The organism is Streptomyces sp. NPDC040622, from assembly GCF_055593965.1.
Map to the genome: position 1 here is coordinate 142,999 of NZ_JBVIXD010000014.1, position 20,048 is coordinate 163,046.

The 20,048-nt window shown below is 68.7% G+C and carries 12 protein-coding genes and 6 pseudogenes; 12 read left to right on the forward strand and 6 right to left on the reverse strand.

Annotated features, from left to right (window positions below):
- Window positions 1–242 precede the first annotated feature (242 nt).
- Window positions 243–908, forward strand: a complete 666-nt coding sequence (locus ACZ592_RS34555) for a ScbR family autoregulator-binding transcription factor (protein WP_471585662.1) — start codon at window positions 243–245, stop codon at window positions 906–908.
- A gap of 285 nt (window positions 909–1,193) precedes the next feature.
- On the opposite strand, the gene ACZ592_RS34560 is transcribed toward ACZ592_RS34555, so the two are convergent.
- The 5 genes and pseudogenes from ACZ592_RS34560 to ACZ592_RS34580 all read right to left on the reverse strand — a co-directional run bounded on the left by ACZ592_RS34560 (window position 1,194) and on the right by ACZ592_RS34580 (window position 6,557).
- Complete coding sequence (locus ACZ592_RS34560; RefSeq protein WP_471585663.1) at window positions 1,194–1,964, reverse strand: glucose 1-dehydrogenase; 771 nt, start codon at window positions 1,962–1,964, stop codon at window positions 1,194–1,196.
- A 376-nt stretch (window positions 1,965–2,340) separates the two neighbouring features.
- Window positions 2,341–3,171 (reverse strand): TetR family transcriptional regulator, encoded by an 831-nt coding sequence (locus tag ACZ592_RS34565; RefSeq protein ID WP_471585664.1) that lies wholly within the window; start codon window positions 3,169–3,171, stop codon window positions 2,341–2,343.
- 336 nt (window positions 3,172–3,507) lie between these two features.
- A pseudogene (locus tag ACZ592_RS34570) lies at window positions 3,508–3,708 on the reverse strand (transcriptional regulator); the annotation flags it as partial.
- 736 nt (window positions 3,709–4,444) lie between these two features.
- Window positions 4,445–5,527, reverse strand: a complete 1,083-nt coding sequence (locus ACZ592_RS34575; RefSeq protein WP_471585665.1) for a hypothetical protein — start codon at window positions 5,525–5,527, stop codon at window positions 4,445–4,447.
- A 213-nt stretch (window positions 5,528–5,740) separates the two neighbouring features.
- A pseudogene (locus tag ACZ592_RS34580) lies at window positions 5,741–6,557 on the reverse strand (IS5 family transposase).
- A gap of 633 nt (window positions 6,558–7,190) precedes the next feature.
- Between ACZ592_RS34580 and tuf the strand changes: the two are divergent.
- The 4 genes and pseudogenes from tuf to ACZ592_RS34600 all read left to right on the forward strand — a co-directional run.
- On the forward strand, window positions 7,191–8,384 hold the full coding sequence (gene tuf / locus ACZ592_RS34585; RefSeq protein WP_471585666.1) for an elongation factor Tu: 1,194 nt from the start codon (window positions 7,191–7,193) through the stop codon (window positions 8,382–8,384).
- Window positions 8,385–9,361: 977 nt separating this feature from the next.
- Window positions 9,362–9,595, forward strand: a complete 234-nt coding sequence (locus tag ACZ592_RS34590; RefSeq protein WP_471585667.1) for a hypothetical protein — start codon at window positions 9,362–9,364, stop codon at window positions 9,593–9,595.
- Window positions 9,596–9,686: 91 nt separating this feature from the next.
- A pseudogene (locus ACZ592_RS34595) lies at window positions 9,687–10,013 on the forward strand (phage tail protein); the annotation flags it as partial.
- 273 nt (window positions 10,014–10,286) lie between these two features.
- Window positions 10,287–10,394 (forward strand): annotated as a pseudogene (locus ACZ592_RS34600) (IS5-like element IS4811 family transposase); the annotation flags it as partial.
- 106 nt (window positions 10,395–10,500) lie between these two features.
- On the opposite strand, the gene ACZ592_RS34605 reads toward ACZ592_RS34600, so the two are convergent.
- Entirely contained in the window at window positions 10,501–10,893 is a 393-nt protein-coding gene (locus ACZ592_RS34605) for a winged helix-turn-helix transcriptional regulator (protein WP_471585668.1), read from the reverse strand.
- Between the two features lie 106 nt (window positions 10,894–10,999).
- On the opposite strand from ACZ592_RS34605, the gene ACZ592_RS34610 reads away from it, so the two are divergent.
- From ACZ592_RS34610 to ACZ592_RS34640, 7 genes and pseudogenes are all read left to right on the forward strand, one after another.
- Window positions 11,000–11,833, forward strand: a complete 834-nt coding sequence (locus ACZ592_RS34610; protein ID WP_471585669.1) for an enoyl-CoA hydratase/isomerase family protein — start codon at window positions 11,000–11,002, stop codon at window positions 11,831–11,833.
- Window positions 11,834–12,037: 204 nt separating this feature from the next.
- A pseudogene (locus ACZ592_RS34615) lies at window positions 12,038–12,410 on the forward strand (transposase family protein); the annotation flags it as partial.
- Window positions 12,411–12,544: 134 nt separating this feature from the next.
- The gene (locus tag ACZ592_RS34620; protein ID WP_471585670.1) at window positions 12,545–13,267 is read left to right on the forward strand and encodes a hypothetical protein; all 723 of its coding nucleotides are present in this window, start codon (window positions 12,545–12,547) and stop codon (window positions 13,265–13,267) included.
- A gap of 299 nt (window positions 13,268–13,566) precedes the next feature.
- Window positions 13,567–13,776 (forward strand): annotated as a pseudogene (locus ACZ592_RS34625) (transposase family protein); the annotation flags it as partial.
- A gap of 368 nt (window positions 13,777–14,144) precedes the next feature.
- A complete protein-coding gene (locus tag ACZ592_RS34630) occupies window positions 14,145–15,722 on the forward strand; it encodes an acyl-CoA carboxylase subunit beta (RefSeq protein WP_471585686.1) in 1,578 nt (525 codons plus the stop codon).
- Between the two features lie 921 nt (window positions 15,723–16,643).
- Entirely contained in the window at window positions 16,644–17,288 is a 645-nt protein-coding gene (locus tag ACZ592_RS34635; protein ID WP_471585671.1) for a ScbR family autoregulator-binding transcription factor, read from the forward strand.
- Between the two features lie 1,725 nt (window positions 17,289–19,013).
- A complete protein-coding gene (locus ACZ592_RS34640) occupies window positions 19,014–19,919 on the forward strand; it encodes an AfsR/SARP family transcriptional regulator (RefSeq protein WP_471585672.1) in 906 nt (301 codons plus the stop codon).
- Window positions 19,920–20,048 lie beyond the last annotated feature (129 nt).

Consider the following 20,048-nt stretch of genomic DNA (forward strand, 5'->3'; position numbering starts at 1 on the left):
GTGTGACTGCACCTCGGACTGGGGCGGTGGATTAATTGTGCGAGGTTCGAGCATCGTGGGGCTGATGGTGGCGAGTGTGTGGGGGTGAGTGAGGATTTGTCGGACGTGCGGGGTGTGGAGAGGGTGAGGGTCATGATCTTTGGCAGCGTCTGCTGGCACGGTTGTGGGTAAGGTACCTCCACGACGGTTTCTTTTCGGGTCCGCTGCATACCCGATACGACACGGAGTGCAGGGGAGGACACGTGGCGCAGCAGGAACGTGCTGTTCGCACCCGCCGCGCGGTGTTGGAGGCGGCTGCTGTGGTGTTTGCCGAGCATGGATACTCGGCGGCCACGGTGTCGGACATCCTCCAGGCGGCCGGGGTAACCAAGGGTGCGCTGTATTTCCACTTCGATTCCAAGGAAGCTCTGGCGCGGGGGGTGCTGCAGGCGCAGGTCTCCTATGCCGGGCCGCCCCAGGAGCTGAAGGTTCAGGAGTGGGTGGACGCGGGGCTGTTGCTGGCTCATCGGCTGCCGCGGGATCCGGTGGTTCGGGCGGGGGCGGTGTTGTCCTCGGATCCGCAGGGCCGGGAGCAGTACGGCAGTGCCTGGCCGACATGGATCGAGATGTCGGCGCAAACGCTCACCGAGGCCAAGGACCGGGGCGAGATCCTTTCGCATGTGGTGCCGCGGCAGAGCGCGGAGTTGATCGTCAGCGCCTTTCACGGGGTGCAGTTGTTCTCGCAGCTGGAATGCGGGCTTGCTGACGTCGAGCGGCGGATCTCGGTGCTCTACGACCATGTGATACCGGCGATCACGGTGCCGGCGGTGCTGGCGCGACTGGATCTGGCGCCGGATCGGGGTGCGCGTCTGTTCGCGCAGGCTTCCTCGTTCCCGCAGCCCTCGGCGCTGGTGGACACCGCGCGCTGAACATTGGCTGTCCCGGAAGCCCAGACCCAGCTTCCCCCCCCTCGTAGCGCTTCTCTTCGTCTCTTTGTGATGTCTTGTGCCCTGGTGCTGGACCGGGATCCCTGAACCGGGAGTCTGTCTGGCGCTGGGGCGTTGTCGTTTCCATCTGCCTGACGGGGCAGGTGGCGCCGTCGGTTTCCCTGGGTCTGTTGGTGGGGGCGTGCGGTGGGTGGCCTGCGCCGTGACGGGTGAGGCGGGCCGTGTCGGTCCGGGGCGGGCTGGGCCAGGTGGTGGTGTGCGGCGGGGCTACCAGGTCGTGGCGCCGCCGTCGACGGGCAGGGTGGCGCCGGTGACGAAGGAGGCGCGGTCGCTGCACAGCCAGGCGGCGGCCTCGGCCATTTCCTCGGGTTCGGCCATGCGGTTCTGGGGGGAGGAGGCTTTGCTCTTGGCTTCCTGGCCGGGGAAGCGGGCGAACCAGTCCTCGGTCATTTCGGAGCGGGCCAGGCCGGGGGCGATGGCGTTGACGCGGATGTGGTGGGGCGCGTACTCCACGGCGGCGACTTTGGTGAGGCCGATGACGGCGTGCTTCGCGGCTATGTAAGGGGCGGCGACGGAGGTGGCGACCAGGCCGGCCACGCTGCTGGTGTTCACGATCGAGCCACCGCCGTTCTCGAGCATCGCGGCGATCTGGGGGCGCAGGCAGTTCCAGACGCCGCGCACGTTGGTGTCCATGATCAGGTCATAGGTGGTGTCATCCATGAGGTGCAGGGGTGTCTTCTCCGCTGCGGCTCCGGCGTTGTTGAAGGCCGCGTCCAGGCGGCCGTAGGTGTCCACCGCGCAGGCGACGGCCCGGCGCATGTCGGCGGCGACCTGTACATCGGCGGCGCAGTACGTGGCCTGCGCGCCCTGCGCGCGCAACTCTTTGGTCAACAGTTGCAGGCGGTCCTCGCGCCGGGAGACCAAAACGACGTGGGCTCCCTCGCGTACGAACACCCGGGCCGCGGCGGCGCCGATCCCGCTGCTCGCCCCGGTGATCAGGGCGACCTTCCCCGCGAGTGAACCCTGATCCTGCGTCATCCTGCGCACTCTCCTTGCTCGGTGCGGCGCACGCCGCCCAACGGGCTGCCGCTCACGTCCGGGGGGCGTGACGACGCTCGGCAGCTTAGCGTGCGCGTTCGATAACGGAGGGCGCATTACCCGATCTTGAACACTGCATCCGGGCGGGCCGTGTCCTGCCCACCCTCGCTCGCCCTATCTTCCCGCTCGCCCTGTCCGGTCAACTGGCCTCTTGCCTGTCGTCCATCGACTGGCGGATTGCGCCAGGGCCCTGTGTCTCGCGTCGTGGAGCGCGGGTGCCGGGCGCTCCGTTGTCGGGTCTGGCCGGCTGTTGCTGATGGGGCTCTGGGGGGTCTGGGGGTCTCTGGGGGCATGGTGGCGCCCGACCTGGTGGTGCTCAGGTGGGCAGGGTGTCTTGGTTACGGGGGCTTTGGCCTGGTGCGGTGTTGGTTGGTTCAGGGGTTGCTGGTGTTGGTGTGTTGTCGTCGGCGCCGTGGGTGTGGGCGGTGTGGTGGTGGGTGCCGTTGGGGTTGGGTGGGGTGGTTTGGGTGGCGGGGTTGGTGATGGTGGGGATGAGGAGCTGCCAGAGGGTCGTGAGGGATGTGGTTGGTGGGGTGCCGTGAGGGTTGGGAGTGGGGCGGTGGTGATTGCTGTGGTTGAGGATGTGGAGGCCAGTGGTGGTGGCGTGGAGCGTGGTGGTGAGGGTGTGGGGGTTGATGTGGGGTTTGAGGGCGGGGGCAGCTTGGGTGACGTGGTGGTGGATGTGGGCGTGCCATTGGTGATGGAGGTCGAGCTGTGGGTCCGGGGCTGAGCCTCGGCCTTGATTCGGGTCTTGATTCGGGTCTTGGTGCTGGTTGTGGTGCTGGTTCAGGCCGGGGTCGGGGTGGGGGGTGTGGTGGCTGAGGCGGAAGGCCGCACGGATGTGGGTGTTGTGGTGGAGGAGGGTGGTGAGGTGGTGGGTGAGGTTGATGAGTTCTTGGAGGGGGTTATTGGGGTCGTGGGGTAGTTGTTGGGTGGTGTGGTGGAGGGTTTGAGTGGCGGTGTGGTGGATGGCGTGGGCGAGGGTGGCTTTGTTGGGGAAGTGGAAGTGGAGGGCGCCCCGGCTGACGCCGGCGTGGGTGCTGATGTCGTCGAGGCTGGTCTGGGGGTAACCGTGGCGTTCGAACAGGGCGGAGGCGGCGTGGATGAGAGCGTTGCGGGTGCGGGTGGCCCGTTCCTGTTGGGTCACGGGTGGCTCCTGTCGGGGATGGTTTTCACCCGACGTATAAAACCAACGTGCCGGTTTTATCTCTAGAGGCTGGTGCAGCCCGGTTCCCGGCGGGGTTGGGTGTGACGTGTTCCGTCTGTGCGGTCACGGGGGCCGTACGGCGGGTCACCTCGTCAGGCCGTGCGAGGTGGGTCCCGCCCGCCCGGCGGCGCTTTGGCCGGAAGCCGGGGGGTCGGTTCCGGCCGCGGCGCGCCGGGCGTGCGGGACGTATGGGGGAGGCGGGGTTGCGCCGTCGCCTCTATAAAAACCGTACGTGCGGTTTGTATTTAACCATGGATCGGCCTCGACTGCCCTTGGCTCCTCCACTGCGGCCGACTGTTGAGTGGCTAGGAGGACGTGCCCCACCTCAAGTTCCACTGCGCCGCGGCAATACGGAGCGGATCGTCGGCGTCCTCCGCAGCCCGCATCGCCCGGTCCGCCGCGAGGGTGGCCGGGTCCACGCGGTCCGTGCTGGCGCAGGTACGAGTGGAGCAGGCCGTACAGGTCCGTCGTAGTCCTCGAGGGGGACACGGGAATCCAGGAAACGGCATGTCTGCACGGGATCCCATGCAGCGGCGATCTGTTCCTGCGGTGCGCTGACACACTCGGCGCCGGCCACTTCCGGCGGGCGGACGAGGTGCGTGAGCGCGGGCATGCGCTGCCCGGTGCCGCTACGGTCCTGGCGGCGCTCGACGCGCGCGAGGTGCGGCAGTCGGTGGTGACCGGCAATGTCCACGGCGTCGCCGAGGACGCCGTGTTCCTCGGAGGCACCCCTCCCGACGTGGCGGGTGGCGCGATGCGGGGGGGGGGGCAGGTGGTGACGGTCGCGAGGGGCAAGACGTCGCGGGCTGAAATTCAGAGGGGCGGCGCCGGGGCCGAGGTCGTGCTCGATGGACGAGGCGACACCGAGCGGGTCCTCGACGCGATGGGGGTATGCCCGAATGGGCCCCTCCCTCCCGAACGCGGCCGAACGCGGAAGAGGGCCGTATCAGATGAGCCTGGCCGTGATCCGGCCGGAGTTCGCCCGTACGGTGCCCACCGGTGTCGAGGTCGCCGCGGTCTCGGGCCCTTCTTGTCGTATGGCCAGTACGTGATGTCCCCGAACGACACCCGACCTTGGACTGGCCCACGGTCGCCGACGGCATCGAAGGCACCTTCGCCGAGGTCGAGTGGGACTGGGGCCGACGGACAGCCGTGGTGACCAACCGCCTTGTCCGGCCCGGACCTTGGTCGTCGGAGCGATGGTTCTGTTCACTCAGGTGGCGTCGACGCCTTCAGCGATTTCCCTGAGGTTCTTGCCCTGCAGGCCTGCCTCCCCGACGGCCACGACCCAGTAGTCCGGCCCCGGCAAGTTGGGGTGTTTCGTGCCCGTGGCCTGCAGGTACATGTGCTTGACCAAGGTCGTCGGCTTGTACAGCTCGCCGTCGACAGCCCACTTCAAGCCCCGGTGGTCCTCGTTGGTCCATGTCGCGCGTGCGCGTTCCGGCTGTTCCTGTGCCCATGCCAGCAGCTGCTGGTACCGGGGCGGCGCCTGCCCGGCGTAGGCGAAGCTGAGCTGTATCGCCGTTCCCTCGGGCAGTGCGCCGGCGTCCTGGATTCGTTTCACGCTGTGTGCGGAAAGCCTGCGGCGCTCGGCGCGGGCCTTGATCTCAGCCTGTTCGGCGCGAGCCGGCGTCACGGTGAACGTCTCCAGGCCGGGAACGGGGTACAGCTTGGAGAATGTCACCACGGTGCCTGTGCCGGTGTTCCACGCACGGGTTTCGACGAGGTCGACATCGATGCCCATCTCAGTCAGCCACACTGCGGAACTCGTCACCTCACGGGGGAAGCCGCCTGCGACGAGCATCAGGCGAGGCCGCTTGAGCTCATGAGGATCGAATTCACTCTCGCAGTGGTCGGCGATCTTCTCCAAGGCCTCCTCCGGCGACACCGCGGTACCCGTGGTGTGGGTCAGGAACTGGGCGTAGACGTCACTGAGCGTCTTCTCGGTGAAGCGAGACACCATCGCCGCGTACGTGATCGCCTGGAGGTGTACGTCGCGAGGCGCGTCGTCTCGCTTGAGCTCGATGACCACAAGCCGTCCCTGGGCATCGAGAGCCAGGAGGTCGATGCGCTTGGAAACCTTGGAGTCGTCTGCTGTCTCCCAGGAAGCGTATTCCTCAGCAAGGATCAGAAGATCTTCTTCCAGCAGTGCTGGGTCCTTGATGATCCATTGCTGAAGGTTGGTGCGTTCCAGAAAGCCATTGCTGGACAGACTTGTCTGCTTGGCCCGCCACGGCTCCGCGTCCGGACCGATCACCAGTACTCGTTCCCGGCTCACCCGGACCTCCAGAACCATCCCCGAACAACTGAGCGCTCCCTATTCTCGCAGTGTGCACCGACTGCGCGGACAGCCCTGGCGGAACTCCTGGACGCGCTCCCGTATGGAGAGCAGGAATACTCATGCAGCGAGGGCCGGGCTCTGGCGGACGGCACCGGGTCCGGGATGGCACCCCGCGACTGACTCCTTCACTCCATCCGCTGCCGGCAAAGCCACGCCCCTTAAAAGGCGCTAACAAAGCCGTTGGACGTGGCGGTGAGTGATCAGACAGACAGCGAGTCCGAGGAAGGCTTCATGAATGTCGTCGCGTCGTTCCCAGCGGATGCGCAGGCGGCGAAAGCCGTGCAGCCAGGCGATGGTGCGTTCGACGACGTAGCGGAAAATGCCCAGGCCAGTGCCGTGCGGCTCGCCTCGTTTCGCGATCACGGGGCGGATCCCGCGCTGCCAGAGCAGGCGCCGGTACTTGTCATGGTCGTAGCCGCGGTCGGCCAGCAGCGCGTCAGGGCGTCGACGTGGCCTGCCGACCAGCCCGCCACCGCCGGGATCTTGTCGAGCAGGGGCAGGAGTTGGGTGACATCGTTGCGATTGCCGCCGGTCAGCGTGACCGCGAGCGGAATGCCCTGGCCGTCGGTGATGAGGTGGTGCTTGCTGCCCGGCCGTGCGCGGTCGACCGGGCTGGGGCCGCTTTTGGGCCCCGTCGAGCGGCCCGGACGTGCGAGGAGTCGATCACCGCCCGCGACCAGTCGAGCTGGTTCTTCGAGCGCAGCTTCCCCAGCAGGACGAGGTGGAGCTGGTCCCAGACGCCGGCCTCGTTCCAGGCCGCCAGCCGCCGCCAGCACGTCATTCCCGACCCGAAGCCCAACTCCTGGGGCAGGTACTCCCACTGGATGCCGGTGTGCAGCACGAACAAAATCCCGCACAGGGCCTGCCGGTCCGGCACCCGAGGTCTGCCCTGTACCAGTTTCGGTCCCGGCTCGGGCAGCAACGGCTCGATGAGCGACCACAGTTCATCCGACACGATCCACGGCCGCGACTGATGTTTCGCCACAACCAGACCAACGAGCCGACGCGCCAACAGTCACATGATCAACCGCTTTTGTTAGAACCAGTAAGGCCACGCCCCTTCGGGAACGCGGTACGCGGCGCAGTCCGCCTCGCAGGCGGGTCCACTTGGGCGTGACGCGGTGGGTCCTCGCTCCGCGCACGACATGGTGCGTGCGCGGAGCCCAGCGGCCACCTTGGGCGACGGGATGGGTACCCGGACCTCGCGCCTCCGGGTGGTGACCAGGGTGTGCCAGCGGTTGTGGCTGGCTTCGGGACGTCGAGCCAGTGCAGTGTTCCCTCGCGCCGCGAGTGGCCTCATGACCACTGCCGCACCGGCGAGCACGGTCTCCTGTCGCGGTCCGGCGATGGCGAGTCGGTCACTGCTCCCGCATGGAGCGCCGAGAAGGATCAATTCCTGACGCCTTCTCGGCTGCTGTGGCTGGTTGTTGGACATCCGGCGCGCGCAGGCACCGGCCAACTCTATGATCACCCCACGTGCGAGTGCGACTACCAACGGTGGTGAACTGTGTGGAGTGGTTCGGTAGTTGGTAGCCGCACCCGTGCGCCATCCCCAGCAACACCGGTGTGGCGGGTGCGCGACGGCGTGTCACCTGTCCAGGCATGAGGAGACGCCCCCATGGCGAAGGCGAAGTTCGAGCGGACCAAGCCGCACGTCAACATCGGCACGATCGGTCACGTCGACCACGGCAAGACGACGCTGACGGCCGCCATCACGAAGGTGCTGCACGACGCGTACCCGGACCTGAACCCGTTCACCCCGTTCGATGAGATCGACAAGGCCCCCGAGGAGCGCCAGCGCGGCATCACGATCTCGATCGCGCACGTCGAGTACCAGACCGAGGCTCGTCACTACGCGCACGTCGACTGCCCCGGTCACGCGGACTACATCAAGAACATGATCACGGGTGCGGCGCAGATGGACGGCGCCATCCTCGTGGTCGCCGCCACCGACGGCCCGATGCCGCAGACCAAGGAGCACATTCTGCTGGCGCGCCAGTCCGGCGTCCCCTACATCGTGGTCGCGCTGAACAAGGTCGACATGGTGGAGGACGAAGAGATCCTGGAACTGGTCGAGCTGGAGGTCCGCGAGCTCCTCTCCGAGTACGAGTTCGACGGGGACAACGCGCCGGTGGTTCACGTGTCGGCCCTCAAGGCGCTGGAGGGGGACAAGGAGTGGAGTGAGAAGCTCCTGGGGTTGATGAAGGCGGTCGACGAGAACATCCCGCAGCCCGAGCGTGACGTCGACAAGCCGTTCCTGATGCCGATCGAGGACGTCTTCACGATCACCGGCCGCGGCACCGTCGTCACCGGTCGAATCGAGCGCGGCGTCCTCAAGGTCAATGAGACGGTCGACATCGTCGGCATCAAACTCGACAAGACCACCACCACGGTCACCGGCATCGAGATGTTCCGCAAGCTGCTCGACGAGGGCCAGGCCGGTGAGAACGTCGGCCTGTTGCTGCGCGGCATCAAGCGCGAGGACGTCGAGCGCGGCCAGTGCATCATCAAGCCCGGGTCCGTCACCCCGCACACCGAGTTCGAGGCCACCGCGTACATCCTGTCCAAGGACGAAGGCGGCCGCCACACCCCCTTCTTCAACAACTACCGTCCCCAGTTCTACTTCCGGACCACCGACGTCACCGGTGTCGTCACCCTCGCCGAGGGCACCGAAATGGTCATGCCGGGCGACAACAGCACCTTCTCGGTCAGCCTCATCTCGCCGGTCGCCATGGAAGAAGGCCTGCGCTTCACCATCCGCGAAGGCGGCCGCACGGTAGGCGCCGGCCAGGTAGCCAAGATCAACAGGTGACCAACCGAACCGGCGAGACCGGGGTGCGACTGCCGGAGTTCGGCAAAGCCGGAGCGTCATCCACCCCGGAACGGGTCAGCCTTTCTCGAACCGCTTGTTTGATGTGCCTTGAGCTCGCACAGACAGTCCCCTCAATAGGAGCGGTTGCCGTGCTGCCTGGCCTGCTGGCAGTCATGGAGAGTGGGGGAGGGAGCCGGATGTTGCTGCGCTCCCCAGTTCGTCCGTGGGCTTCGAGGAGGTACAGGCCGGGCCGGTGGTGGGTGCCGGTGCGCCGGTGCGTGGATCGGGCAGTCCGCGGTGAGTTCGCGCCCGTCGGCCTTGGCTTCTGATGGGGCACCTGCCGAGATGTCGGGCCAGATGTGGCCACCATAGGGCGATCGCGCTCAGAGGTCCCGCTGTAGGGCTAGGAGAACTTGGACGGCAGGTTCGCCTTTGCGTAGGTGCGAGTGGAATTGAGCTGTTGCCTCGTCAGGTCTGCATCGGTGAGGTCCGCATCGCTGACGTCCGCGTCGGTGAGGGAGGGCGGCGGGGGCATAGCGCTATTCGACCGTGTCGGTGTGCCCCTCCGCAGCAGTTCTCCCCATCAGTAGTGCCCTTGCTGGAGCGTTTGCAAGGGAGTGACCGCACATGCACCCTCGGACGGATCGCGGACGAGGCGCGACACGAGGTCGAACCGTTCCGCGGCGAGCAGGTCCGACCGCCCGCCCCGGACGGGCTCATCGAGTAGGACATCGGCAGGGACGTCCGTCGGTGTCCGCCCATGCAGGCGACTGCTGCCTGGCGCCCGACCGTCGAGGAGCTGTGGAGTAACGCGCGAGCAGGCCACGCGATGGACCCTCACCGTCGATCAGGTCGACGCGTGCCCGCACTGTCGGCCGGAGATTCCGCTCGGGGTGCTTGGACTAGGCATGGTCCACCGAGCGGGCGATCCTCGCACCGGCCCGCAACCATCAGGCGGGGGATCTCGTTCGCCGGACATGAAGAAGATCATTAGCGTCGCCGGTCTGGCTCTTGCCGTGGCCGGCATGGCCGCACCTGCCCACGCTGACAGCCACAACAACTTTGGAGAGGGCGTCAACGCCGCGAACAACTGGAACTTCTCAGCCGCTACGACGTGTATCCAGGAGCTCGCCGTCGTACCCGTGGGCGGCGTCTGGAATGGCAACACGGTGAACCACTGTGCGAACGGCAACGTGCTCAACCCTGAGTAGCCCGACACGCTTGCCAAGGCTGCGGGTTGGGCACTTCGCCGCACTCTGCAGGTGTGGCGAGCGCCTCGACAGCCGGACGGGGCGACACGAGATGACCAGAGCCGCGATGCCCGGTCTGGAGAGCCGTTATCGGATCGGCGATCTGCTGCCGTCGCCGTAAGCGGAGGACGACTTCGCGCAGCGGTTCACCGCGGGGCTCGACACGGTCCTCGCCCCGGCGCTGTCGACGCTGGATAATCTGCCCGCCCACCTCGACCCGGCCCTCGCGCACCCGGATCTTCTCACCTGGCCGGCCTCCTGGGTCGGCGTCGACACCGACCCAGGGTGGCAGACCGACCCAGGGTGGCCGGAAGAACTGCGCAGGGCGGTTGTGGCGCGTGGTGTCGAATTCCACCGGTGTGCCGGTTGCCGTGTTGGTGGCTGTCATGGCCGTAGGCATCAAACTGGAGTGGTGACGGGTTCGTTGAGGGCTCGGGTGGGCGCATGCGGGCAGTTCGTGCTGCACAAGAGGGTGTGACGGCACTCCACTCGAAGGAATGGGGACGTGCCAGTAACTCGCAGATCTCAGGGGTCAGTTCCGCACTTGGCGCGGATGCGGGGGGTTCCGAATGGCGTCGCTTCGCGCTCCTGTGCGGCGGCGGGGCATCAGAGCTGTCGGTGGGCCCGGAGGAGGGGCTCGCGCCGGCGCCGGATGAAGCACGCTCGTCGCCGCGCGAGGGGCTACGAACGGCTCGTCCAGCACTCCGAGACCCTGACCACCTGGGACGCCGTCACCCTCATGAGCAGGCGCCCTGCCCGGTAGGGCGCCACCCCCGGATGGACAGGGAAACTGATACAGGCCGGCTGAGCACTGCTGGTCCGTGCCACTGCGATCCACCTGCATGTCGTGATCACTGAGCAGGCGGTTAAGCGTCAGCCCTGGTGTCGTACGCCCGCTGGCAGTTCTGGATCTCACCGCTGTGCTCGACGGTCCAGTCGTAGAGCAGGCCGAACGGCTCGCGCAGGGACTTGCCCAAGGGCGTGAGCGAGTACTCGACGCCGACCGGTGAGGTCGGCAGCACCGTGCGCTGAATCATGCCGTTGCGCTCGAGACGGCGCAGTGTCTGAGTGAGGACACGTTGCGTGATGCCCTCCAGACCTCGCTTCAGTTCATTGAACCGGGTGGGTCGCTCCAGCAGCGTCATCACCATCATCGACCACTTGTCCGCTATCTGGTCGAGGATCGGTCGGCTGGGGCAGTCCGCCCGGAAAATCGTCCGGGTTTCGGCGTCAACGCCATGCAGATCGGTGTCCCTCATGATCCTAGGTGCTCCCAAAGTGCGTTCTTGACCATCTGAGCGCCGCCGCCGACGGTAGGTATGCATGGCAAACCTACATGCCCAGCGGTAACCAGGGGAGAACCTCATGACGAACGATGCCCACTCGACGCTGCGTGTGAGCAGCGAACATGGCGTCGCCCGGATCGTCCTCGACAATCCGCCAGTGAACGCGCTCGGAACGACGATGATGCGTGAGCTGCGGACGGTGTTGACGGGCCTCAGGGATGATTCTTCCGTCCGTGTGATCGTCTTCTCGAGCGCCGACCCGGAATTCTTCATTGCGCACGTGGACATGCACATCGGGGAAGAAATGGACATCCTCCAGGAACTCGCCGCATCCGCGCCATCAGACGTCAACGTGTTCCAGGCGGTCGGTGAGCTGATCCGTCATCAGCCCCAGGTGACCATAGTCAAGCTCGCCGGGAAGGCCCGCGGAGGCGGGGCGGAATTCGTGGCTGCGGCGGATATGACCTTCGCCGCCACCGAGACCGCTGGACTCGGTCAGATCGAAGCGCTGATGGGCATCATCCCCGGCGGAGGCGGAACTCAGTACCTCCGTGACCGGGTGGGTCGCAACCGCGCGCTGGAGGTGATCCTCACCGCCGACTTGTTCGATGCCGAGACCGCAGCGTCCTACGGCTGGATCAATCGGGCCCTGCCGGCCGACGAGCTCGACGAGTATGTCGACCGTATCGCTCGTAATATCGCCGCGCTGCCCGACGGTGTCATCGAAGCAGTCAAGCACTCGCTGCCCGCCGATGACTTCAGGGAAGGATTCCTCCGTGAGAACGATGCTTGGGCTTCGATGTTCAGTCTGCCGACCGCTCAGCACCTGATCAGCGGGGGCTTGCAGGGTGGGGCACAAACACCGGCTGGCGAACGGGACCTTGAGGGACTGATGCGCAGCGTCGCGCGCTGATTACCGGACGGGCGCATGACACCTCGCTGAACGGCCCCACAGTCGTCCTGTTCGGACATCAAGCCATTGAGTCCATTTCAAGTTGGCTGTGCTGACCGCGAGTTGGACTGTCCTGTGCAACGATGAAGCTCCTGGTAGACGGATTCTTGACCAAGATCGCCCGTGTCCGCCAGGAGCTTCGCGTGCTTGTCTGTCCGTCCTCGATTGAGCTGTCCAGCTGAGCTGCCCAGCCGCACCTTGCGGTTACTGGCCCGGCAACTGGCAGTCCGGCGGCAGGAGATCGGAACGCGGTGGCGACGCCTTCCTGCCGGACGTCAGACCCTGCTCGCCCTGGCCCGCCTGCGGGACGGTGACGCTTGCGCCCAGCTGGCCGCCGGGTTCGGCATCAGGATCGCGGCCGTGTACCGCTGCATACGTGAAACCGTCGAGTCCCTGGCCGCCCTCGCCCTGTCCCTGTGTGAGGCAGTGACGACGCTCCGGATGAAGGCGTTCGTCATCCTCGACGGCAGCCTGCTGTCCACTGCCGACTGTCCACTGCCTACTCCCCATCGACCGCATCGCCGCCGACACTCCGTACTAGTACTACGTCGGTAAACATAAGGGCCTGTCTTTGAAGCTCTGTTGATCTCGTACGTGCGTCATCACCCCTTTCCTCTGGGCCACACGGGACGTTACGCTTGGTAAGTTGCCGTACATATGGGGGAGTTGGCGATGAAGCGCGGTGCGGCCATATGCGCCGGTGGGATAACTGCTGTGGTATTGGTCGTCTCGGGATGCTCGGGTGACGCGGACGGCGAGGCGGCATCTCCTCACGCCACAGAAAGCACGCTGCGGCCCTCGCCGCCGGACAGCGAGGCCCTGCCGGTCGAAGACGGAGTGCCCACTCTTCACGGTTTGAAGGCCGCGCTCCCGACGGCAAGGGAACTGCCTCGGGGATGGCGTCTGTCCGGTTCGGACTTCGTGGGCTGGCGAGACAGCGCGGCCTCCATCGAAGCCACCTACGGCACTGTCTGCGGAGCTACTCCGCAGGAGGCCGCCGGGCGCAGCACCCACGAATACTCGATGAGCAAGAGCGCCGGCAACGGCGCTCAGGGGGACGGCGTCGACTTCGCGCTGAGCGTCCCCATGGGCTCAGGAGGGGCAGGCGGCAAGCCCACGCGGGACGAGCGTATTGCCGCCGCCCAGGCGAACCTCGAACTCGACCGATCTCTGTACTCCTGCTACGACCTGACTGATGCCGGCGTCGGTGACAGTGGTCTGCGCTTCACGAGCGCGCGATTCGAGCACATCGTCATGCATGTGGGCGCCGTAGAGGTGTCCGTCAATGCCCCTCGCAACGGCAAGAGCCCGACAGCGAGGTCCTGGGCGCGCGTGCTGGAACAGCGCATCCGAGCAATCACGGAAGGCAAAACACCTGCAGCACGCATTAAATGACCGAACAAGCCACGCGGACAGCAAGCCCCGGCGCCCAGGCAGCGCCCTTCGGCGCACCGACGATCTCATCGACATATCCCGGGTTGACCAACGTTACGGGGCCGCAGCCGGCACTGGCGGCGGGTGCAGCGCTACAACGAGATCTGCGCCCGTGCCGTCCGGGGCCATCGGCTCATCAGGGGCGGTGCCCGGCAGCGGATCACCGCACTCCCGGCAACCGCCGGACTGTCCCGCCAGCCCCCACACGGCAGATCAACCAGCCGACAATGCCTCACGGGCAGAGTTCAAAGACACCTACTAAACGCCACGGCATGAACATCCAGGTCCTCACCGATCCTTCGGGCGTCTGCTCTGGGCCTCGCCGGCTCTACCCGGCGCGACTCAAGATCTGACCGCCGCGCGGCAGCACGGGGTCATCGAAGCCCTTGCCCAGGTGGGGCTCACCTGCTGGGCGGACCAGGCATGCCAAGGCGCCGGTGGATCCGTCCGAGTACCGTTTCGGGGCCGCCGACTCAAGCGATGGAAGCGTCGCCACAACACCACCCACTCCGAGATTTGCTGCCTCGGCGAGCGGGCCATGGTCACCATCGAGGGCCGGCACATGGTCTGTGTGGGCCAGCTTCACGGGGTGTGTGCTTGGTGTCCGGTCGCTGGGGGCGGGAGGCGTGGGGGTGCTCTGTTTTCGGGTGCTTGTTCTTGGGGGTGTTGGTGGGTGTGGGGTGGTGTTCGAGGGATATCCGAGTGTGTTTTGAGGGTGGCGGTTGAGCGTGGGGTGTTGAGGGGGAGGGGGTGGGCCGGCCGGTATGTGGGCGGGTGTCCGGGCGTGGTGGCGTGGGGAGTGGTGAGGGTGTCGGGGTCTTTTGTGCGGGGTGGGGTGTTGGTTGGTGTTGGGGAGGGTGTTGTGGGTGGTGTGCGGGGTCGGGTGGCGGAGTTGCACGAGATCCGTGCGGAGGCGCTGCGGGGGCCGGGTGAGGCGGCGACCGAGGCCCAGCACGCCAAGGGCAAGCTGACCGCGCGCGAGCGGATCGAGCTGCTCCTTGACCCGGACTCGTTCAACGAGGTCGAGCAGCTGCGCAGGCACCGGGCCACCGGCTTCGGCCTGGAGGCCAAGAAGCCCTACACCGACGGTGTCATCACCGGGTGGGGCACGGTGGAGGGCCGTACGGTCTTCGTCTACGCGCACGACTTCCGGATCTTCGGCGGCGCGCTCGGCGAGGCGCACGCCACGAAGATCCACAAGATCATGGACATGGCCATCGCGGCCGGCGCCCCGCTGGTCTCCCTCAACGACGGGGCGGGTGCCCGTATCCAGGAGGGTGTCTCGGCGCTGGCCGGCTACGGCGGCATCTTCCAGCGCAACACGAAGGCGTCCGGCGTCATCCCGCAGATCAGCGTGATGCTCGGCCCGTGCGCGGGCGGCGCGGCCTACTCGCCGGCGCTGACCGATTTCGTGTTCATGGTCCGTGAGACCTCGCAGATGTTCATCACCGGCCCGGACGTGGTCCGTGCGGTGACGGGTGAGGAGATCACGCAGAACGGTCTGGGCGGCGCGGACGTGCACGCCGAGACCTCGGGCGTGTGCCACTTCGCCTACGACGACGAAGAGACCTGCCTGGCCGAGGTCCGCTACCTGATCTCGATGCTGCCCTCCAACAACCGGGAGAACCCGCCGGCCCACGCATCGCAGGACCCTGCCGGGCGCCGTTCGGAGGTTCTGCTCGATCTGGTTCCCGCGGACGGCAACCGGCCCTACGACATGACCAAGGTCATCGAGGAGCTCGTCGACGACGGCGACTACCTTGAGGTCCACGAGCGCTGGGCACGCAACATCGTCTGTGTCCTGGCGCGTCTGGACGGCCAGGTGGTGGGCATCGTCGCCAATCAGCCGCAGGCGCTGGCGGGTGTGCTGGACATCGAGGCGTCGGAGAAGGCCGCCCGCTTCGTGCAGATGTGTGACGCCTTCAACATCCCGATCCTCACCCTCCTGGACGTCCCCGGCTTCCTGCCGGGCGTCGACCAGGAGCACGGCGGGATCATCCGGCACGGAGCCAAGCTGCTCTACGCGTACTGCAACGCGACGGTGCCGCGGATCTCGCTGATCCTGCGCAAGGCCTACGGCGGCGCGTACATCGTGATGGACTCGCAGTCCATCGGCGCCGACCTGACGTATGCGTGGCCGATGAACGAGATCGCGGTGATGGGTGCCGAGGGTGCGGCCAATGTGATCTTCCGGCGGCAGATCGCCGCTGCCGAGGACCCCGAGGCGATGCGTACGCGGATGGTCAAGGAGTACAAGGCGGAGCTGATGCATCCGTATTACGCCGCCGAGCGGGGGCTGGTCGATGATGTCATCGATCCGGCCGAGACCCGTGAGGTCCTGGTCAAGTCCCTGGCGATGCTCCGCAGCAAGCACGCCGATCTGCCCTCGCGCAAGCACGGCAACCCCCCGCAGTAGCAGCGCCCCCGCCCCCGCCCTCGTCCCGGCTGTTCCCGTTCCTGCCCTGCTCCGGTTGTTCCCCGCCTCCGCGCCTGTGCTGTGTTCTCGGGCCGGTTGCTTGCGTTCTGCCCGGGGCCAGGGGCAGGGGCGGCGTCGGGGTGGCGTTGGGGTGTGCGGGCGGCGGCGTCGGGGTGTGCCGGGGCCCGGTCCCCGGGTGCCCGGCCCCCGCCTGCCCCCGGGTCCCTGTATGCCCGGCCCCCGCCGGCCCCGGCCTGCCCCCGGCCCCTGGGTGCCTGGGTGCCTGGGCCCGGGTGCCCCGGTCTCCGTATGCCTGGGTCCCTGGGTGCTGGTCTTGGGTGCCTGGTTCGGGGGTGTGGGTGAGTTGTGGTGTCCACTGCCCGCGCGGCTCTGGTCGTGCCTCCCTTGCGGCCTGTGGTCCTGCGGCGCTTGGTCCGGGGATGCCGGGGGCGGGGGTCTATGTCGCCTGCGCGGTCCGTGTGGTCCGTGCGGCCTGTTCGGTCTGTTCGGTCTGTGTGGTTTGTTCGGGGTTCGGTGGTGTGGGTGTGCGTGGCCGGTCGGCTGTGTGGATGCGGCGCTCTGTGCACGGGGCCGCATGCGTACGGGTACCGGGTGCGGGGCGCGCCAGGCACACCGCCTCGTGTACGGGGTACCGGCCGGCGCCGGGTATGCGCCGGGCGCCCGGCGCCGGGGGATTGTGTGTCGCGGAGTCGCGGAGTCGCGGAGTCGCGGAGTTCCGGAGTTCCGGAGTTCCGGAGTTCCGGAGTTCCGGAGTTCTGGAGTTCTGGAGTTCTGGAGTTCTGCCGGTGTGGGTGGGTGTGTGGGGTGCTGGGTGTTGGGGATGCTGTTCGTCGGGTGGTCGCGCATCCGGGTGTCGGGTGTGGTGGGGTTGTTGATGTGTTGTGGGTGAGGGGAGTGGGGATGGTGCAGCAGGAGCGTGCCGCGCGTACGCGGGAGTCGGTGCTGCGGGCGGCGGCGGAGGTTTTCGCCGAGGTGGGTTTTGTGGCCGCGACGATCAGCGGTATCAGTGCCCGGGCGGGTGTCAGTGCGGGGGCGTTGCACTTCCATTTCGCCGGTAAGCAGGCCCTGGCGCGGGCGGTGGAGGCGGCCGCTCTGGCGGGTGTGGACCGCATTACCCGGGAGGCTGATGCCCGGCATGCCGGTGCGCTGCAGCGGCTGGTCGCGGCCGAGCGGGCCCTGCTGTGTGCTCTGGAACGGGATGCGGTGGTGCGGGCCGGTTTCCAGCTGGTGGGGCCGGCTCCCTGGCGTACCTCCCCGCTGGATCTGCGGGGTGCCTGGCAGCGCTGGGTGGAGACGCTGCTGGACACCGCCCGCCGTGAGGGCACCCTGGCCCCGGACGTTTCGCCGGCCCGGGCGGCGGCCGTCGTCGTCGCGGCGACCGTCGGTTTCGCGGCGCTGGGCCTGCACCATCGGGCCTGGGTCTCGCGCCGCACCCTGGAGCAGCACTGGGACCTGCTGCTGCCCCGCCTCACCCCATCCGCCCCCGGCCCTGCCGCCGCGGACGTGGGCCCCGCCGCTCCTCACCCGCCCGGCCACCCCGCATAACCCCACCACCACCACCACCCTCGGGCCCCCGGGCCCTGGCCTGGCCGCCATCCCGGGCTGCTCCACGTCCACCGTCCCGGGCCGCCACTCCCGTCACGCCCATCGCCCCGGGCCGCCTCCCCGTCACGCCCATCGCCCCGGGCTGCTCCACGTCCGTCGTCCCGGGCCGCTTCATGTGCGGCGTCCCGACGTCCCGGCGTTCCACGCGTCCGGCGTCCCGGGCTGCTCCACAACCCTGGCCGCCCGGTGTCGTTCCCGGGGCTGCCCGGACGCCGGGCAGCCCCGGCCCCGGCGACACCGGGCGGCGACACCGGGCGGCGACACCGGGCGGCGACACCGGGCGGCGACACCGGGCGGCGACACCGGGCGGCGGCGCCGGGGTCCGGGGCCGGTGCCGGACCAGGCCTGGACCTGGGGCTGGGGCCGCCGCACGTTCCGGCCGGGTCCCGGGCGTTCCCGCTGTCCTGGCCGCCCCGTTTCCGTGGTGCCTTGGCGCCTGCCGTCCTGGGCCGGTCGCGGCTCTCCGTCCCGGCCGGGCAGTCCGGGCCGCCCTCACCTCCTGGTGGCCCCCCCCGGGGGCTAGTCTTCCGGGCGGTCCGGGGACCGTCTCGTCCCGCGCCCGCCCCGGGCCCTCGTGCCCCCTGGGTCCCGCTGGGTCCCGTTGGGTCCCGGCCGGCGGTCCGGAGCCGGCCGGGCAGGCCTGCGGTGTCACCGCGCCCCCTGCAATCCCCACCCGGCCCCGGGGCGGGGCAGCCCCCGGCCCTCGCGGACTCCCCGCCCCCGGAACCCCACCGCCCTGCCGCCCCCGGCACTCCACCGCCCTGCCGTCCCGGCGGGTCACGGCCCGCCCCCCGTCCGGCCCCGGCCACACCCCCCGGCCACACCCCCGCTTCGACCTCCGCCCTCTGTCCGGCCCCGGCCTCGCCCCCCTGTCCAGCCCCGGCCCAGGCCCCGCCCCCCGTCCGGCTCCGCCCCCCCCCGCGCCCCCGGGGATCCCCCCCCCGGCCCCGGGGATCCCCCCCCGGCCCCGGGGCGGGGCAGTCCCCGGCCCTCGCGGGCTCCCCGCCCCCGGCGCCCCACCGACCTGCCGCCCCCGGCGCCCCACTGCCCTGCCGTTCCGGCGGGTCACGGCCCGCCCCCCCCGGGTCCGGCTCCCGCTCCGACCCCCGCCCCCTGTCCGGCCCCGGCCCCGGCCTCGCCTCCCGTCCGGCCCCGGCCCAGGCCCCGCCCCCCGTCTAGCTCCGACCCCCGCGCCCCCGGCGATCCCCCCGGCCCCGGGGGAGGCAGTCCCCGGCCCTCGTGGGCTCCCCGCCCCGCCTCCCGACCGTCGCCCCCCGACCGCCGCCTCCCGTTCGGCCCCCGCCCCCTTTTCCTGGGCCCCGCACCCCCCTGCCCCGGTCCTTCCCGCCCCTCCCCGTAAAACAGCAGGAAGTCGCTGTTTTGATGCGTGGGCCGGTCCGGACGGCCCCCCGGACCGGCCCCGGTGTCCCGGCCGGGCAGAAACCGGAGGGCCGCGGCCCGTCGCGTGGCGCCCTCGTGACCAGGACCTTCCTCGATATCTGCTCAAGAAATGGCAGGTGGAACGCCTGAGAAGCGGTCCAGTACGGGTAGAAACCAGCTACGCGGTTTTGTATTGACAGGGGTCCTGGAATCTAATTGAATCTGGATGCGGTAGGGGGGACCGGTTCCCCGGGGAACGGCATCACCGACGTTCAGGGGGACGCTGTGGACATCGAGGTACTGGGCGCGCTGGCGGTGCGGGAGAACGGTCACTCGATCACGCCCACGGCGCCCAAGCCGCGGCAGGTGCTGGCGCTGCTGGCGCTGCACGCGGACCGGATGGTGCCGGTGTCGGCGCTGACGGAGGAGCTGTGGGGCAGTGCCCCGCCGCGCAGTGCCCGCACCACGCTGCAGACGTATGTGCTGCAGCTGCGGGAGCTGATCGCCGCGGCGCTGCGCCGCCCGCAGGGGCCTGCCCGCCCGCAGGGGTCTGCCCGTGTGGAGGGGTCTGCCTGTGTGGAGGGGGCCGGCGGGCGGGGTGCGGCGGACGGGCCGCCGCGCCGGGCCAAGGATGTGCTGGTGACGATGCCCGGGGGGTATCTGCTGGTGGCCGATGGCGGGCACAGTGATGTGCGGGCCTTCGAGCGTCTGGCGGGGGCCGGTTACCGGGCGATGGATGCCGGGGACTGTGCGGGGGCGGCGCGTCAGCTGCGCGAGGCGCTGGCCCTGTGGTCGGGCGGTGCTTTCGCCGATGTGCAGGCCGGTCCGCAGCTGGAGATGGAGATCAAGCGGCTGGACGAGAGCCGGCTGTGCGCGCTGGACCGGCGGATCGAGGCCGATCTGAGGCTGGGCCGGCACCGTGAGCTGCTGTCGGAGCTGACCGTGCTGGTCAACGGCTACCGCACGCATGAGAGTCTGCACGCCCAGTTCATGCTGGCCCTGCACCGTTCGGGCCGGCGCGGTGAGGCGCTGGACGCCTACCAGCGGCTGCGCACCACCCTGGTGCAGGACCTGGGCCTGGAGCCGTCCGCCCGGCTGCGGCAGCTGCAGCGCTCCATCCTGAGTGCCGGCCACGACCTCGCCCCGCACCCGCCCCGCGCCGCCCCCCAGCGGCTGCTGCCCACCGGGTGACCCCCTCCCTGCCCGGGCCGCGGCCCGGGGAGGCCACCGAATGCCCCTCCCCCCCCCACACCACCGCCCACCACAAGCACACGAAAGGAAGGGGGGGTTCCCACTCCACAAACACACCACGCACCCCCA